Origin of the sequence: uncultured Hyphomicrobium sp. (genome assembly GCF_902826555.1) — a bacterium.
Taxonomy (GTDB): domain Bacteria; phylum Pseudomonadota; class Alphaproteobacteria; order Rhizobiales; family Hyphomicrobiaceae; genus Hyphomicrobium_C.
In genome coordinates this window covers 15,139-32,311 of record NZ_CADEFI010000039.1, presented here as the reverse complement: position 1 = coordinate 32,311, position 17,173 = coordinate 15,139, and the positions used below count along the sequence as shown (strand labels likewise).

Below are 17,173 nucleotides of genomic sequence, written 5' to 3'. Positions count from 1 at the left end.
TTCGCCATGACCCGCCGGGTCGTCTTGCTCCCGAGCCCCGCGGGCTGAAGTTTGAACGCGCTCCCGTCCGCTCCGCCACGCGCGGCATTAATCAGTTCGCGGCTTCGGGTGCCGCCTTTTGGACAAAAGTGCGCTGCATTCAGCTTGTTGTCAGCTTCACCTGATCGGTTGAGGCTAAACAATGCGATGCAAATGAGAATTCTGCTGATCGAGGATGAGCCGCTGCTCGGAGAGGCCGTGGCCACGCACCTCAAGCGTGCGCACGCGGTCGACTGGCTGCAGTCTTTCGAGGACGGCGCGGAGGCGATGCGCACCGTCTCCTACGATCTCCTGCTCCTGGATCTCAATCTTCCCGACGGAGACGGCATCGACCTCGTGCGCCAGGTGCGGACATCGAGCCAGCAATTGCCCGTAATCGTCATCACGGCGCGCGACCAGGTTCGCCATCGTGTCGAAGGGCTCAATGCGGGAGCGGATGACTATGTGGTGAAGCCGTTCGATCTCGAGGAGCTGTCGGCGCGGATCCAGGCCGTACAGCGCCGGGCGATCGCGATGCCGGCCCCACGGCAGACGATCGGATCCCTTTCGGTCGACCTCACGACGCGCAAGGTTTGGCGCGGGGACGAGGAAGTCCTTTTGACCGCCCGCGAGTGGGCATTGATCGAGTGTCTCGTGCATCGTGTGGGCACCATCGTGCCCAAGAGCCGGCTGGAAGAGGTGCTCTACGCTTTCGGCGCCGAGATCGAAAGCAATGCCGTCGAGGTTTATGTCAGCCGCCTGCGCAAGAAGCTCGGCAGCGATGCCATTCGGACGCTGCGCGGCCTCGGATACCGCATGGATCGCTGACACATGGCGCAGTGGACGATCAGGAGCCGGTTGATCGGATCGCTCTTGGGGCAGGTCGCCGTGCTGTGGATCGCCGGTGTCGTGATCGCCGGGCTGGTGGTCCATCATGAGGTGAACGAGGTGTTCGACAGTGCGCTGCGTGAAACGACGGCGCAGATCGTCCCCATTGCGTTGCACGAGTATCAGCTCAAGAAGTCGGCCCAGACGACGCTTGCTCCGGAGCAGGAGCTGGCGTCGCTGAACACGCGTCGCGGTCATGTGCATTTTCTGCTTCGCGATCGTGGCGGTGTGCTTCTCGTCGCGTCGCAGGGGGCGCCGAGCGAGCAACTGCCGAAGCCGAAAGCGAACGGATTTCGCAACGTGGGCGCGTTTCGGTACTACGCTCGCTATCTCACCAAAGAGAATGTGTGGATCGAGGTCGCGCAGGAACTGCACGAGCGCCGGGAGGCCGCGTTCGGAATCTGGCTCGCGCTTGCCTCTCCCCTGCTCGCCCTGCTGCCGATCGCGGCGCTGGCGGTGTGGAAGGTCGTCGGCCGCGCTACCGAGCCCATTCTCTCGGTCTCCTCGGAGCTCGAGGCGCGCGGCGGTGACCATCTCGAGCCGATCGACGGGGCGGGGCTTCCCGGCGAGCTCGCGCCGGTTATCGTGTCCATCAACACGCTCATGGCGCGGCTCAAAGAGGCGCTTGAAGCCGAGCGGGCGTTCGCCGCCAATGCGGCTCACGAACTGCGTAACCCCATTGCCTCGGCGCGTGCGCAAATTCAGGTGCTGTCCGGCAAGCTGATGGGCACGCCGGAGCAGGTGCGGACAGAAAACATCGCATCACAACTTGGCCAACTCGGGCGGCGCATCGAAAGGCTTCTGCAGATGTCGCGCGCGGATGCCGGACTTGGCCGTGCGCGCGACCGTAGCGATCTCGTCGGCATCGTCACGCTGGTCATGGACGACTACGGCCGGCGTCCGGATGTGGGACCGCGTCTCAATCTCGAGGTGCCGAACGAGGAGAGCTGCTGGGTCGCCATGGATCAGGATGCGCTGGCGATCGTCCTCCGCAACGCCATCGAGAATGCCGTCAGCCATGGCAGCCCGGCCGAGCCGATCGATGTTCGTGTCGGGAGCGACCACACTGTCAGCGTGATCAACGGGTGCTCGGTGGTGCCGGATGACATGCTGCGGGCGCTCAAGGACCGGTTCCGCCGGGGCGAGGCGCGCGGCTCGGGTAGCGGGCTCGGGCTTGCCATCGTCGATACCATCATGCGGCAGGCTGGCGGGGCGGTCATGCTCCATTCACCGGCCCGGGGCCGTGCCGATGGCTTCGAGGTTATGCTCAGCTTTCCCGGTGCCGTCTGAGCCGCCCGTCTTGAGGCCGCGACGGCGGTTTCGCCCTGGTGTCAGGTTATTTTCAGGTTCGAGGCGGAAGGTTTCCGAAGGCCTATGGCCGATAGGGAACACGCCATGTTCGCGACCATCGTTTTGCCCGCCTATAACGAGGCGGAAAGCATCGGCCCGCTTCTGCGGGAGATCCGCGGCCAGCTCGGCCATTTGCCCATCCGGGAGGTGGTCGTCGTCGACGACGGGAGCACGGACGATACCGCCGCGCGCGCAAGGGTGGCGTGGGCGGACGACGCGACGCTCCGGATCGTTCGTCACGGCTGCAGGAAGGGTCAAAGCCAAGCCCTTCTCAGCGGCATCCGCGCTGCCTCGCAAGATCTCATCCTCACGCTCGATGCCGACGGCCAGAACGATCCGGCCGACTTCGGCAAGCTCTTCGATGTCTATGCGGTGCGGCAAGCTTGTGGTCCGCGCCTGATCGTGGCGGGGCAACGGCTGCGCCGCGAGGACACACTTCTGCGCCGGCTTTCATCGAGAATTGCAAACGGCGTGCGGGCAGGTGTGCTGCACGACAACGTTCGCGACACCGGATGCAGCCTGAAGCTGTTCCGCCGCGAAGATTTTCTCGCGCTGCCGTTCTTCGACCACATCCATCGTTTCATCCCGGCGATGATGAAGGCGTCCGGCGTCGCCGTCGCGCTCGTGGACGTTCATCACCGCCCGCGCCAGGCCGGGCGTTCGAAGTACGGCTTGTGGGATCGGCTGTGGGTCGGCGTTCACGATCTCATTGGAGTTCGCTGGCTGCTCAAGCGGCAGATCGGGCCCGTGGAGATGGAGGACGTGCCATGAGAGGCTCGGGCGAGACGGTCTGGCTTTGCATCGGATTTCTGGGGCAGACGCTTTTCTTCATGCGTTTCTTCGTGCAGTGGCTGGCGAGTGAGCGCGAGCGGCAGTCCGTCATTCCGATCTCGTTCTGGTATTTCAGCCTCTCGGGGGGGATTGTCCTGCTCGCGTATGCGCTTTGGCGCGAAGATCCAATCTTCATCATCGGGCAGGCAACGGGGCTGTTCGTCTACTGCCGCAACCTTTACTTCGTCTCGGGACGGCGCGTGCGGGCGATGTCACCGGCGAGTCCGACCACTTGAAAGCCCTTCAATCCGTGCGCGCGTGGGCGCCCGTCGCTGTGATGGCGGCGGCATTGATCGCGCTCTGTGCCGCCGTCGTGGCGCTCCCTGCTTTTCCCGTCGACGAAACGCGATATCTCACCGTGGCGTGGGAGATGCGGACCACGGGCAGCTGGATCCTGCCGACGCTCAACTTCGAGCCCTATTCGCACAAGCCGCCGCTGCTCTTCTGGCTGATCAACGCGGGCTGGTCGCTGTTCGGGGTTGCGGTTTGGCCTGCACGGCTGGCGGGTGCGCTCTCGATGGTGTGCGTCCTGCTGTCGGTCAATAGTCTCGACAGGCGCCTCGCGCCGGGTGCGGAGCCCGGGCAACCCGCCGCGAGCGTTCTGATGCTGCTCAGTCTTCCGCTCTTCGTCACGCTCGGCTTTTCGATCATGTTCGACATGCTGCTGACGGCGACCGTGTCGGCGGCCATGCTGGCGCTCTGGATCGCGGGGCGGAGCGGAGCGCGATCCGCATTCGTGCTCTATGGGATTTGCATCGGGCTCGGCGTGCTGGCCAAAGGGCCGGTGGCGCTGCTGTTCACGCTTCCTGCGGCGCTGCTGGCGCGCCATTGGGCCGATCCTGCGGTCCGGCGCGGATGGATTCTGCGCATTGCACTGGCTCTGAGCCTGGGTCTCGGTCTCGCGTTGGCGTGGGCGCTTTCCGCAGCGTATCTCGGTGGCCACGACTACGCGGAGATGCTGTTCTGGAAACAATCCGCCGGGCGTGTGACGTCGTCCTTCGCTCATGCGCGGCCATTCTGGTTCTACGTTCCGATCATCGTCCTCTATTTCGTTCCCTTGTTGCTGTGGCGGCCCGTGTGGGCGGGGTTACGCCAGCGGTTCGGCGCAAACTCCGAGGCGTTCGTTTTCCTCACGTGCTGGATTGTTCCCGGCTTTGCCGCCTTGAGCCTCGTGAGCGGCAAGCAGCTGCACTATCTGCTGCCGCTCGTGCCGGCCGTTGCGCTGCTGGCGTCTCTCGGGTTGAGAGGAGCGGCGCTCGGCCTTTCGACCGCGGATCGTCTGCCGCTCCTGATCCTCGTGGGCCTGGCGTCGTGCGGGTTAGCCGCGGTGATCCTGGCGCCAAGCTGGCTCATACCCAACAACAGCTCGCTGGTGTTCGTGATCTCGCAACTCAAGCTTCCGCTCGTGCTGCTCGTCGGTGCTCTGGTGATGGGGGCGTTGACGTTGGTCGGCCGGTCCCTCGAAGCGTCGCTCATGGGGCTTGCCGCCGCTAACCTCATTTTTCTTTCGGGGCTTGCCTTGCAGTCAAGGACGGCCATCGGGCAGCTTTTCGATCTGCAGCCGGTGGCGGATATCGTGCAGGAATTCGGAAAGCGCCCGATTGCGGTGGCGCAGGAAACACGCGGCGAGTTTGGCTTTCTCGCGCGATTGAAACGCCCTGTCCAACATGTGCCGGAGGATCGCATCGCATGCTGGCTCGCGGCGCATCCGGACGGCATTGCGATCGTTCGCACGCGGATCCGTGCGGAGGGAGCAAAGCGCGATTCCGGGAGCACGACAGCGCTATTAGAGCGCAAGTACCGTGACGCGGAAATGATCTCGGTGCTCGCGCACAAGAGCGCTCTCATCGCACCCGGTCAATTCCCGGATACCTGTACAACGAAAAATTACGAAGAGAACGAAGGCCGCAGAGCAGAGCATGGCGCGATGTTTTCCGGGGCCGGTGTTTTCAAATGAAACATGCTTTAATGGTGAATAAGCAATCAGATTGGCCTGCTTTATCATTGATGAAAAACTGTGCCGCAACAGAGCAGATTTTGCTCAGTCAATCCAGCAGTCTCGTTCGTCACCGTACTCGACCCGAGGCTGCCAACACCTGCGGTGGAGTGGATCGTGGCACGGAAGAAAAAAGTTAAGGTCAAGGTCAAGCCGAAAGTCCTTTCGTTTGCGCAGATTTGCGCGAAAGTCGCGCCCTCGTTCCTCCTCAAAAATCAAATCGACTCGGTTGTGGAGCTTCCTGACAAGGATCCCAACGAGCTGACGTACAATCACGTGAAGTCGGGCGTGCTGCAATTCAGCGATAGCCCCGGCGACACGCACACGGTGACGGTCACTCCGGCTTCCGGCGGCTTTCTCGGCTCGTTCTCGGCGGTCGTGAACCAGGTTGCCGACACGGTCAATTGGACCTTCACGATCAAGGACGGCGCCATCGATCACCTTCGCGCCGGCCAGGTCATCACCCAGAACTATACGATTAAGCTCAAGGATTTTGCCGGCAACACGACGACGTCCGTCGTCACCATCAAGCTGGTCGGCACCAACGATGCGCCGGTGATCGTCGCCGACACGAGCGGCAGCGTTACCGAGGACGCGACCAATCCGAACCTCACAGACAGCGGTTTTCTGAATTTCTCCGACGTCGACACGCTCGACGCGCACACGGTTTCGAGCACCTACAATGGCGACGCGACCTGGTCGACGGGTGGCAACATCTCCGCCATCGCCGCCGCGCTCGAGGCGGGCTTCTCGATCAACGTCAACACGGTGACCAAGTCCGGCACGTGGGACTACTCGATTCCGAACAGCCTCGTGCAGTTCCTGGATGCGGGCGAGAGCATCACGCTGAGCTTCACTGTCAAGGTGACGGATGACTCCGGCACCGCCAACAACAACGATACCGAGGTCATCACGATCACGATCTGGGGCACCGAGGATGCTCCAGTCGCGGTGGCGGATACGAACTGGGTGGCCGAGGATACGAACCCGGTCGCGTCGGGCAACGTGCTGCTGACTCTCGATCACTCGGGGCCGTTTGGCGCATTCGGCGACGTGGCCGATACGGATGTGGACGCGAGCGATACGCTCGACGTCAGCGAAGTGAACGGATCCAGCGCCAACGTCGGCGTTTCGATCAACGGCACCTACGGTAAGTACACGCTGAATACCGACGGCAGCTATACCTACACTCTCTACACTCAGGCCGAGAATGCGGCCGCCTATGCTGCCGTGCAGGCGCTGGGCGACGGCGACACGCTGACGGAGAGCATCGGATACGGCGCCAGCGACGGTACGACGACCGCGACCGCAACGCTCTCCATCACGATCTTCGGCACCAACGATGCTCCGGCGGCGGTCGCGGACACCAACTGGGTGCAGGAGGACACTGCGCTCGCGGCTTCGGGCAACGTGCTGCAGACGCTCTCTCACCCCGGCGCGCCGTCGGGCGCGTTCGGCGATAGCGCCGACACCGACGTCGATGGCGATGCACTTTCTGTCGCGAACCCCGGCACGTACATTCTGAGCTTGGGTACGCTCGTTCTCAACGCGGACGGCAGCTACACCTATACACTCAACAATGCGCACCCTGCCGTGCAGGCGCTCGGCGTGGGCGATACGGAGAGCGATACCTTCTCGTACACCGTGAGCGACGGCAACGGCGGCACCTCCACGGCGACGCTCTCCATCACGATCTTCGGCACCAACGATGCTCCGGCGGCGGTCGCGGACACCAACTGGGTGCAGGAGGACACTGCGCTCGCGGCTTCGGGCAACGTGCTGCAGACGCTCTCTCACCCCGGCGCGCCGTCGGGCACGTTCGGCGATAACGCCGACACCGACGTCGATGGCGATGCGCTGACGGTCAGCGCCGTGAATGGATCGGGCGCCAACGTCGGATCGTCGATCAACGGCACCTACGGCAAGTACACGCTCAATTCGAACGGAACGTACACCTACACCCTGTACACCCTGGCTGAGAACGCGGCGGCCTATGCGGCCGTGCAAGGTCTTTCTGCCGGCGATACGCTGACGGAGACCGTGAGCTACAGTGCTACCGACGGCACGGCGACCACGCCCTCCAGCCTCACCATTACGATCTTCGGCACCGACGACGGCGTCACGATCCGCGGCATCGGCGCCGCGGGCGGCGACGAGGTGGTCAACGAGGAGAACCTGGCGGACGGCACGGCACCCAACGCTGCGGCGCTGACGCAGACCGGCACCTTCAACATCTCGGCTCCGGACGGGTACGGCGACCTCATCATCGGCACCGTCAACATCGTCACGGCGGGCGTTCCGGCTGCTACGCCGGTCGTCATAGCGATGACGTACGGTAATCTCACCATCACGTCGATCGATCTGGTGAACGGCGTGGTCGGCTACAGCTATACGCTGCTCGACAATACGCTCGCTCACGGTCCGGGCAACAACGGCGAGAACGACGTCTTCGACAGTGTCGCGGTCAGCCTGACCGATGTCGACGGCAGCAGCGCGGCCTCGTCGCTCATCGTGCGCGTGATCGACGACGTGCCGACCATCTCGGCTGCACTCGCCGGTAACGACACGCTTCAGGTCGATGAGACGATCCTGGCTACCGATGCGACGGCGAATTTCGCGGGCTTGTTCACGCCGATCTTCGGCGCCGATGGCGCCGGCTCCATCGCCTATGCGCTCGACGTCAGTGCATCCGGCGTGGACAGTGGTCTCGACGACTCGGCCACCGGCTCCAGCATCTTCCTGTTCCTGGAGGGCGGCCAGGTGGTCGGCCGCGTGGGCAGCTCCCTCGGGGCGGTCTCGTTCGTGGTCGGCGTGAATGCGGCGACGGGCGTGGTGACACTCGACCAGCAGCGCGCCATCATGCACACGCCGAACTCGGGTCCCGATCAGGAGACCTCGCTCGGCGCGGCCAACCTCGTGCAGCTCACGGCGACCATCACCGATGCCGACGGCGACACGGCTTCGGCGACGGTGAACCTCGGCAATGCGATCTCCTTCAAGGACGACGCACCGACCATCTCGGCGGCGGCGGCGACGCCGGCCAGCCTCGAGGTCGACGAGACGTTCCTGGCCGTTGACACCACGACGAATTTCTCCGGCCTTTTCACGAGCAGCTTCGGTGCGGACGGTGCCGGCACGCTTGCCTATGCGCTTAGCGTCAGTGCGCCTGGTGCCAACTCCGGTCTTGTCGATACGTTCACGGACCAGAACATTCTGCTTTACGTGGAAGCGGGCGCCGTGGTTGGCCGCGTCGGCGGTCCTGCGGGGCCGATCTCGTTCAGGGTCAGCGTCAACTCGACCACCGGTGAGGTGACGCTCGACCAGCAGCGTCCGATGGTGCATCTGCCGAACCTGTGGCCGGACCAGGCCGTGTCGCTCTCCGCCGCCGATCTCATCCGGCTGACGGCGACGATCACGGACAAGGACGGGGATTCGCAGTCGGCGACTGTCAATCTGGGCCACGCCATCTCGTTCAAGGATGACGACCCGACGATCACGGCGACGCCGGCGCAGGCCGACAGCCTGCAGGTCGACGAAACCAACCTGGCAACGAATGCTTCGACGAACTTCTCGGGGTTGTTCACGGGCAACTACGGGGCGGACGGCGCCAACCAGCTCAACTATACGCTCGGTCTCAGCACCAGCGGTGCCGATTCCGGATTGGACGACACCGCGACCGGTCAGAACATTCTCCTGTTCATCGAGGCAGGCAACGTTGTCGGCCGCGTCGGCGGGGCGGCTGGCGCCATCTCCTTCATCATCAGTGTCAATACCGCCGGCGTGGTGACGCTCGATCAGCAGCGCGCGATCGTGCACACACCGAACACCGGTCCCGATCAGGAGGTCTCGCTGCCGGCGGGTCTCGTGCAGCTCACGGCGGAGATCGTCGATCGGGATTGGGATTGGCAGACGGCTTCGGTCGATCTCGGTCTGGCCATCTCGTTCAAGGATGACGCGCCTGTTGCCGTCAACGACACCTACGCGCCGACGATCACGGGCGTCACGGTCATTCCGGGGATGCTCGGCAACGACACGTTCGGCGCCGACGGCGTCGACATCACCAACGCGCGTCCGAACTCGGTGGTCGTGGGGGCCGTCGTCGGCGGCACGGCGGTCTACAACAACAACGGCACGTTCACGTTCACGCCGACGGCCGGCTTCAACGGCGCCGGCAGCATCACGTACACGATCACCGATCGCGACGGCGATTCGTCGACGGCCACGGTGACACTGCAGAGCGTGCAGACGAACTCGCTGCCGACGGCGGGGACGGCATCGATCGCGGTGGACGAAGACGGCCTTCCGGGCGGCCTCGCGGGCGGCCCGGACGATGTGGCGGACGCGGTGGTCACGGTCCTCGGCACGTTGCCGTTCAGCTTCGGCACCGACGGTCCCTCGACGCCGGCAAGCTCCGATCCGATCAATTTCTCGCCGGTGCACAATACCGCCGCCGGCGTGACCTCGGGCGGAGCCGCGGTGATGTACTACTGGGACGGCGCGGCGAACGTTCTCTACGCTTCGACCAATGTGACGAGCGCGGCCACGGCTGCGGCGACTGCGGTGTTCACGGTATCCCTCACTACGACGAACGGTGCCTACACCTACACCTTGCTGAAACCGATCGATCATCCGACGGCGAACACGGAGGACAATACCGTCCTCAACATCACCTATCGGGTGAACGACTCGAACGGCGATTTCGCTTTGGGCACGCTCTCGGTGAACATCGACGACGACAGCCCGGTGGCGCGTGCGATCGTGAAGAACGTCGACGAAGCCGGTGCCATCGACAGCAACATCATGCTGCTGCTCGACGTGTCCGGCAGCATGGACGATCCGTCCGGCCTGACGGGGCTCACGCGTCTCGACGTGCTCAAGGCGTCTGTGGTCGAACTGCTCGAGCAGTACGACAACATGGGCGATGTCAGCGTTCGCATCGTCACCTTCTCGTCCAACGCGTCGCCGATCGGGGCCTCCTGGATGAGCGTTTCTGCGGCAAAGGCCGCGGTGCTGGCGCTGACGGCGGGCGGTTTGACGAACTACGACGAAACCCTATCGGATGCGGTGGCGGCTTTCAGCTCGTCGGGCAGCATCGCAGGGGCGCAGAACGTCGCCTACTTCGTTTCCGACGGCCAGCCCAACCAGCCATCTGGAAGCGCCGGCATCGATGCGGGCGAACAGGCGGTTTGGGAGAACTTCCTGACCACCAACGACGTGGTGGCCTATGCGCTCGGCGCGGGAACGGGTGTCACGACGAGTGCGCTCGATCCGGTGGCCTTCAACGGCGTAACGGGCGATCAGATCGCCTCGCTGGTGGTGACGGACATGTCGCAGCTCACCGCGACGCTGGTCGGAACCGTGAACGCAGTCACTGCGACCGGCAATCTCGCGACCGAAATCGCCGGCGGCGGTTTCGGTGCGGACGGCGGCTACGTGCAGGTGATCTCGATCGGCGGGCGCTCGTTCACGTTCAATGGCACGAACACGATCACGGTGACGGGCGCGGGCACGGCGACGCACACGTTCGACGATCCGACCAACGTGATCACGATCACGACCGGCCTCGGCGGCAAGCTGATCGTCGATCTCGACACGGGCGCCTATACCTATACCGGCCCGGCGTCGATCACCTCCGACCAGACGGAGACGTTCGGCTACACTCTGCGCGACAACGACGGCGATACGTCGAGCTCGACGCTGACCGTGAACATCGACAACGGCGATCGGGCACCGATTGTCCGCGACGATGCGATCATCACCAACACGCCGACGCAGTCGGGTCTGGATCAGATCGTCATTCCGAAGTACGCGCTGCTCTGGAACGACACCGATCCGGACGGCCATTCGATCGGTATCACCGGCGTCAGCGGTGCATCGGACGGATCGGTCTCGAATGGAACGACCACCGTCACGTTCGCCGAGGAAAGCAACGGCGCCGACGACGGCGGCTCGTTCACCTACACCGGCACGGCCAACGGTCTGACCGACACCGGCGTGGTGACGATCACGCGTCTCGGGTCCAACACCGATCCGCTCAACGGCAACGGCCTCAACAACATCCTGCTCGACAACGACAGCTCGAATACCCTCAATGGCTACGAGGGTGACGACGTCCTGATCGGCAACGGCGGTGATGACGTGCTGAACGGCGGCGCCGGCAACGACCTGCTCGCGGGCGGCCTCGGCAACGATACGCTCGCCGGCGGAGCCGGCAACGACGTGTTCCTGTTCAACACGACGCCCGACGATACGCCGCCGACCACTAACATCGACAACATCAGCGGGTTCGATGCCGATCCGGCGGGCGGTCAGGACATGATCTGGCTCGACAGCGCGATCTTCTCGGCCCTGTCGCCGGGAGCGCTGTCGGCTGCGAACTTCGTCGCCAACACGAGCGGCAATGCCGCAACTGCGACGCAGTTCATCATCTTCGAGACGGACACAGGCGCGCTCTACTACGATCCGAACGGCAGCGGCGCCGGCGGCCGCGTGCATATCGCGACCATCACCGGGATCACCGGAACGGTTGACGCATCAGACTTTTTCGTCATCTAGACAGCGCGACGGGCGGGGCCAAAAGCCCCGCCCGTCCTCCTTTGGCGGACTGTCCTGCGTCCGCCAGTCCACCGCGGAATGCTTCAGCCTTGCGTGTGGCGAATCGGCCGCTGGGTGCTCGCGAATCAATCCAGAATCACTCATTGCTTGGGGATACTTGCCGCTGATTTATGCGGGCCGGACCGTCATGGCTCTATAGATCGGTTCGAAGCGGAGCGCAGCCGAGGCTGCAGCGGGGGATTCTTGATGACGAGACAGCGCAGCGCGTTGGCGTGTATCGCGGTCGCCGGGGTGTTGATCGCGCCCCAGGCTGCCAACGCCGACATGGGCAAGGCTCCCGCAACGCAGGGTATCATCGTTTCGATCGAAGGCGGCTATCTGCATCAGTCCGGACCGGATATCGTCGGCTTCGGAACGAGCCCTTCGCTGATTACCCTTCCGCTCGCGGGCAATGAAGTCATCACCGACAAGACGCTGTCGCCAGAGGATGGCTATTTCATCGGCGGCTCGATCGGTGTCGATACGGGCGCGCCTTATCTGTTCAACTTCTTCCACCGCATCGAGCTTTACGGCCTCTACGGTGAAACAGACGACAGTGCGCGCGCCTCGTCTCCCCCGACGGGCGATATCGCGCTGACGGCCGTCGATGGCACGGTGCTGGGCGTCAACGGCAGGACGGGCCGTACCACCGTCGAGCGCACCACCTGGGAAGGCGCGCTGCGCTTCGAGGGGGATGACAGGGTCGATTCCTCGACGACCGTGACGTATGTCATCGCTCCGTTCATTCGCGGCTTCGAAGAGGACTCGCGGACCTCCGTTACGGCCTGCTGCGACTTCGGCCGCACCAGCAGCGTCGATGCAACGCTCTACGGCATCTACATCGCGGCAGAGCCGGAGACGTGGCTGACCCCCAACTTTGCGCTCGTCGCTCGTGGTGGCGTGGGTGTCTATGGGTATGACGCCGACGGCAGCTTCCGCTCGTACGGCGATGCCTATACGACCGGGGATTTCGATGCCGCGGTCTCGGACGGCGATTCAGGAGCCGGGTTCCGCGGCCTGCTGGGCGTCGGTCTCAAATTCAAGATCGCGCCGACGGCGCTGCTCGAGGGGTTTGCCGAGGCGGACTACTTCTCGAAGGTTCCCACGGCCAAGCTGATTACCAACAGCATCGACGGGGGCTTCGTGTCCCATGTTGGCGATGACGACCTCTGGGAGCTGCGTGCGGGCGGACGCCTCACGATCGGTCTCGGCAACTGATCGGCTCGGGTGCCGATCCCGAGAGATCCCAAGGCACACGTTCAAGCGCAGCCCGCCCATCCGGCGGGCTCGTTTTTTGGTGTCCTGCATATGACCCGCAGCCATCAACCACGTTTTTTAACCCCCGCTTAACGCTGTTCTTGTTCCGCCCGGAGGGTGGCCGAAATTAACGGCGCGTGGCCCGGCACGTGCAACCGCGTCCCTATCGCGAGCACAGTGCCCGCAAATGCGACAAATGCGGTCTCCAAGGAACGGACGTGTCCCAATCCAGCGTTAAAGAGGCGATCGGCAAATCGCGGCAAGCGTTTCTCGGCGTCGGCCTCTTCTCCGGCATCATCAACATCCTGGTGCTGACCGGCTCGCTCTACATGCTTCAGGTTTACGATCGCGTGCTGCCATCGCGCAGCGTGCCAACGCTGATCGGCATCACGTTGCTGCTGGTGCTGCTCTATGCGGCCTACGGCGCACTCGACTTCGCACGTGTGCGTGTTCTTTCGCGCATCGGCCTCGGCATCGATCGCCAGCTGCGTGCGCGCGTCATGGACGCCGTCCTCGTGGCTCCTCTCAGGACCAAGGCCGGTTTCGACGCGCTGCAGGCCGTGCGCGATCTCGACCAGGTTCGCTCGTTTCTCTCCGGCCTCGGGCCCACGGCGCTTTTCGATATGCCGTGGCTGCCGGTCTATGTCGGGCTCATCTATCTTCTGCATCCCGTGCTCGGGCTTTTTGCCATTGCTTCCGCTATTCTTCTGGTGGCGCTCGCGCTGCTCACCGAGATGAAGACCAAGGCGCCGTCCAAGGACGCGATCAAGAGCAGCTCGCAGCGTCACGCGTTCACCGAAGCCGCGAGACGGAATGCCGAGGTCGTGCAGGCGATGGGGCTCGGCAACCGTGTGGTTTCGACGTGGGAGAAAGTGAACGAGCGCTATCTCACCGATCAGATCGCCATGTCGGATGCTGCCGGCGGCATCGGAAGCGTCTCCAAGGTTCTGCGTCTGCTGCTGCAGTCGGGAATCCTGGGGCTCGGCGCGTATCTCGCCATCAAGGGCGAACTGTCGGCCGGCTCGCTGATCGCCGGCTCGATCATCCTTTCGCGCGCACTGGCGCCGATCGAGGTCGCCATCTCGAACTGGAAAGGCTTCGTCGGCATGCGCCAGAGCATGGCGCGTCTCGATGCGTTGCTGGCCGCGCTGCCGGCGCGCGGCGTTCCGACCGCGCTGCCGCGCCCGTCGGCAAGTCTCGAAGTGAAGGATCTCTCGGTGGCGCCGCCGGGCGAGACGCTGCCGGCCATCTCCAACATCTCGTTCAGGCTCGAGGCCGGTGACGGTCTCGGCGTCATCGGTCCGAGTGCCGCCGGCAAATCGACGCTGATCCGCGCGCTCGTGGCGGCATGGACGCCGCTGCCGCGCGGAGGCAGCGTGAGGCTCGACGGCGCGACGCTCGACCAGTGGGCGCCCGAGGCGATCGGCCGGGACATCGGCTATCTGCCGCAAGACATCGAGCTGTTCGACGGGACCGTTGCCGAAAACATCGCGCGCCTCGATCCGCAAGCGTCAAGCGACGCCGTGATCGCGGCCGCCAAGCTGGCCGGTATCCACGACATGATCGTGCATCTGGCGGACGGCTATCAGACACGCATCGGTGAGGGCGGTACGAAGCTATCGGCCGGACAGCGTCAGCGCGTGGCGCTCGCGCGGGCGCTCTACGGCGATCCGTTCCTGGTCGTGCTCGACGAACCCAACTCCAATCTCGACACGCAGGGCGATATGGCCTTGACCGGCGCCATCCGTGCCGTTCGCGAGCGTGGCGGCATCGTCATCGTGGTCGCGCATCGCCCATCGGCGCTCGCCGGCCTGGACAAGGTGCTGGCGCTCGCCAAAGGACAGGTTCAGGCCTTCGGTCCGCGCGACGAAGTTCTGAAGGCGGTGCTGCAGAACGTCCAGGTTCCCGCTCCCGCGACGCCGGCTGCGGCGCCTCCGTCACCCCTGCGTGCCCTTCCGCCCGGCCTCAAGATCGTGGCCGACGGCGCTTCTGCTACCGGTTAAGGAAGAAAAGCGATGTTCAAGAGCCTGCCCGCGCCCATGCTGCCTTCGGCCAAGCCGGCATCGCCTTTCCGCGAAGTGCGAGGCTATGTCGTGTTCGGCATTGCCGTGGTTGCGACGCTGGTCGGCGGAATTGGCGTGTGGGCGGCATCCGTGGACATCGCCGGCGCGGTGCTGGCGTCGGGCAGCGTGGTTGTCGACAGCAGCGTCAAGAAGGTGCAACACCCGACGGGCGGCGTCATCGGTGCCATCTCGGTCGCCGAAGGTCAGCACGTGGAGGCTGGGCAAGTCGTCATCCGTCTCGACGAGACAGTCACGCGCGCCAACCTGCAAATGGTTTCGAAGCAGCTCGATGAGATCGCCGTACGCCAGGCGCGTCTCAAATCGGAGCAGAGCGATCTGGATCATATCGCATTCCCCGAGGCCATTCTGGCTCGCAGCAAAGATCCGGTTCTTGACGAGATCATGAGGAGCGAGACGATCCTGTTCGAGAGCCGCCGGACGGCGCGTGAGGGCCTCAAGGCGCAGCTTCACGAGCGCATCGCCCAGCTTCGCGAAGAGATCGAAGGGCTGTCCGGTCAGCTCGAGTCGCGGCGCAAGCAGCTGGTATTCGCCAAGGATGAGCTCAGGGGCCTCGAGACGCTCGAGGGCAAGAGCCTCGTCAGCACGCCGCGCATGACGGCGGCACGGCGGACAGTTGCCGAGCTCGAAGGCGACATCGCCCAGGTCATGGCGCAAAAGGCGCAGTCGAAGGGCAAGATCTCGGAGATCGAACTGCAGGTGCTGCAACTCGGCCAGGACCTCAAGACCGAGGTGGGCAAGGAGCTACGCGACCAGCAGGGACGCGAGGCGGAGCTCACCGAGCGGCAGGTGGCGGCCGAGGATCAGCTGAGGCGCATCGAGATCCGCGCTCCGCAGAGCGGCACCGTGCATCAACTCAACGTGCACACCGTCGGCGGCGTGATCGCACCCAGTGAGCAGATCATGCTCATCGTGCCAAACGCCGACCGTCTCGTCATCGACGCCAAGGTGGCCCCGCAGGATATCGACCAGATCAGCGTCGGACAGCTTGCGCACGTGCGCTTCTCGGCCTTCAACCAGCGCACGACGCCCGACGTGACCGCGACCGTGACGCGCGTCTCGGCAGACCTCATGCTTGAACAGCCACACGGCGCGGAGCCGGGCATGACCGGCGGCGTTCCCTACTACAGCGTGCGCCTCGCTTTGACCGAGGATGGGCTCAAGAAGCTTCGCGATCTCAAGCTGATGCCGGGCATGCCCGCCGAGGTGCACATCACCACCGGCGAACGCACGGCGCTCACTTACTTCACCAAGCCGCTGACCGACCAGTTTGCCCGCGCCTTCCGCGAGCGGTAGGTCCGGCGTCTGGGTGCGCACGCAACGCATCCGATCGGCGCGTCTAATCGCGTCTAAGATTCGACGACGGATTAATTGCGCTACCTCCCGGATAATGAAGCTAAAAATTGGATGTCATCATCTATAGTATTTACCGTCTATTTTAACATTGCTGATAGACAGGATCCAGTTTTTCGGCGTGCGCTGCTGGATCGGCCGTGAGGACTGTTGCGAGCGGTGCAGCCCCAAGAGGTTCATTTGGGGGTTTTTCAGGAATGCGCGTCGTCTCGTGCCTTTTCACCGAGCACAACCTTTGGCTCGTGGCTCTTGCGGCCGTTGTCTGTGTTGCTGGAGCGTGGGTTACATTCGGACTTTTTGCCCGGGCCCGCGTTCGCTCGGGTGTTCAGATGCACGGTTGGAGCGTCCTGACGGCGGTTGCCGCGGGGTCGTCGATCTGGTGCACGCATTTCATCGCCATGCTGGCCTACGAGGTGGCGGCTCCGGTCGTGTTCGATCCGATCCTGACCATGGTCTCCCTGTTCGTTGCCATCGTTGGATGTGGACTGGGCTTCGGGCTTGGCGCGCTCGACGATGCGCAGTTCCCGCCGGAGCTTTGCGGCGCCATCGTCGGTCTGAGCGTTGCCTTCATGCACTACACGGGCATGGCAGCCTATCATGTCGAAGGTTTTGTCGAATGGGATCGAGGCTACCTGTTCGCCTCGGTGCTGATTGCCGCGTGGGTCACCGCAGTCGCGTTGCGTGAGGCGGCTCTCAAGCCACGCCCCCATTCGGTCTATATAGCGCCCGCACTTTTCGTGGTGGCCATCGTCGGATTGCATTTCACGGGTATGGCGGCGATTCAGGTCACCCCAATGGCCGGCGT

At 64.0% G+C, this 17,173-nt stretch carries 10 protein-coding genes; all 10 read left to right on the top strand.

Features of this window, described 5'->3' with window-relative positions; all coding sequences use genetic code 11:
• Positions 1–192: 192 nt before the first annotated feature.
• Complete coding sequence (locus QZV93_RS14390) at positions 193–846, top strand: response regulator transcription factor (RefSeq protein WP_295559323.1); 654 nt, start codon at positions 193–195, stop codon at positions 844–846.
• 3 nt (positions 847–849) lie between these two features.
• Positions 850–2,196, top strand: coding sequence for a HAMP domain-containing sensor histidine kinase (locus QZV93_RS14385; RefSeq protein WP_295559322.1), 1,347 nt, complete (start codon positions 850–852; stop codon positions 2,194–2,196).
• A gap of 105 nt (positions 2,197–2,301) precedes the next feature.
• Entirely contained in the window at positions 2,302–3,027 is a 726-nt protein-coding gene (locus QZV93_RS14380) for a glycosyltransferase family 2 protein (RefSeq protein WP_295559321.1), read from the top strand.
• Complete coding sequence (locus tag QZV93_RS14375) at positions 3,024–3,323, top strand: lipid-A-disaccharide synthase N-terminal domain-containing protein (protein WP_295559320.1); 300 nt, start codon at positions 3,024–3,026, stop codon at positions 3,321–3,323. Before QZV93_RS14380 ends, QZV93_RS14375 begins: the two co-directional genes overlap by 4 nt.
• Positions 3,320–5,044: a glycosyltransferase family 39 protein gene (locus QZV93_RS14370; RefSeq protein WP_295559319.1), complete on the top strand. Its 1,725-nt coding sequence runs from the start codon at positions 3,320–3,322 to the stop codon at positions 5,042–5,044. Before QZV93_RS14375 ends, QZV93_RS14370 begins: the two co-directional genes overlap by 4 nt.
• 156 nt (positions 5,045–5,200) lie before the next feature.
• Positions 5,201–11,638: a DUF5801 repeats-in-toxin domain-containing protein gene (locus QZV93_RS14365; protein ID WP_295559318.1), complete on the top strand. Its 6,438-nt coding sequence runs from the start codon at positions 5,201–5,203 to the stop codon at positions 11,636–11,638.
• 246 nt (positions 11,639–11,884) lie between these two features.
• A complete protein-coding gene (locus QZV93_RS14360) occupies positions 11,885–12,895 on the top strand; it encodes a hypothetical protein (RefSeq protein ID WP_295559317.1) in 1,011 nt (336 codons plus the stop codon).
• A gap of 257 nt (positions 12,896–13,152) precedes the next feature.
• The gene (locus tag QZV93_RS14355) at positions 13,153–14,937 is read left to right on the top strand and encodes a type I secretion system permease/ATPase (protein ID WP_295559316.1); all 1,785 of its coding nucleotides are present in this window, start codon (positions 13,153–13,155) and stop codon (positions 14,935–14,937) included.
• 12 nt (positions 14,938–14,949) lie between these two features.
• Positions 14,950–16,311 (top strand): HlyD family type I secretion periplasmic adaptor subunit, encoded by a 1,362-nt coding sequence (locus tag QZV93_RS14350; protein WP_295559315.1) that lies wholly within the window; start codon positions 14,950–14,952, stop codon positions 16,309–16,311.
• 386 nt (positions 16,312–16,697) lie between these two features.
• A partial coding sequence (locus QZV93_RS14345) for an MHYT domain-containing protein (RefSeq protein WP_295559314.1) occupies positions 16,698–17,173 on the top strand: 476 nt, incomplete at its 3' end.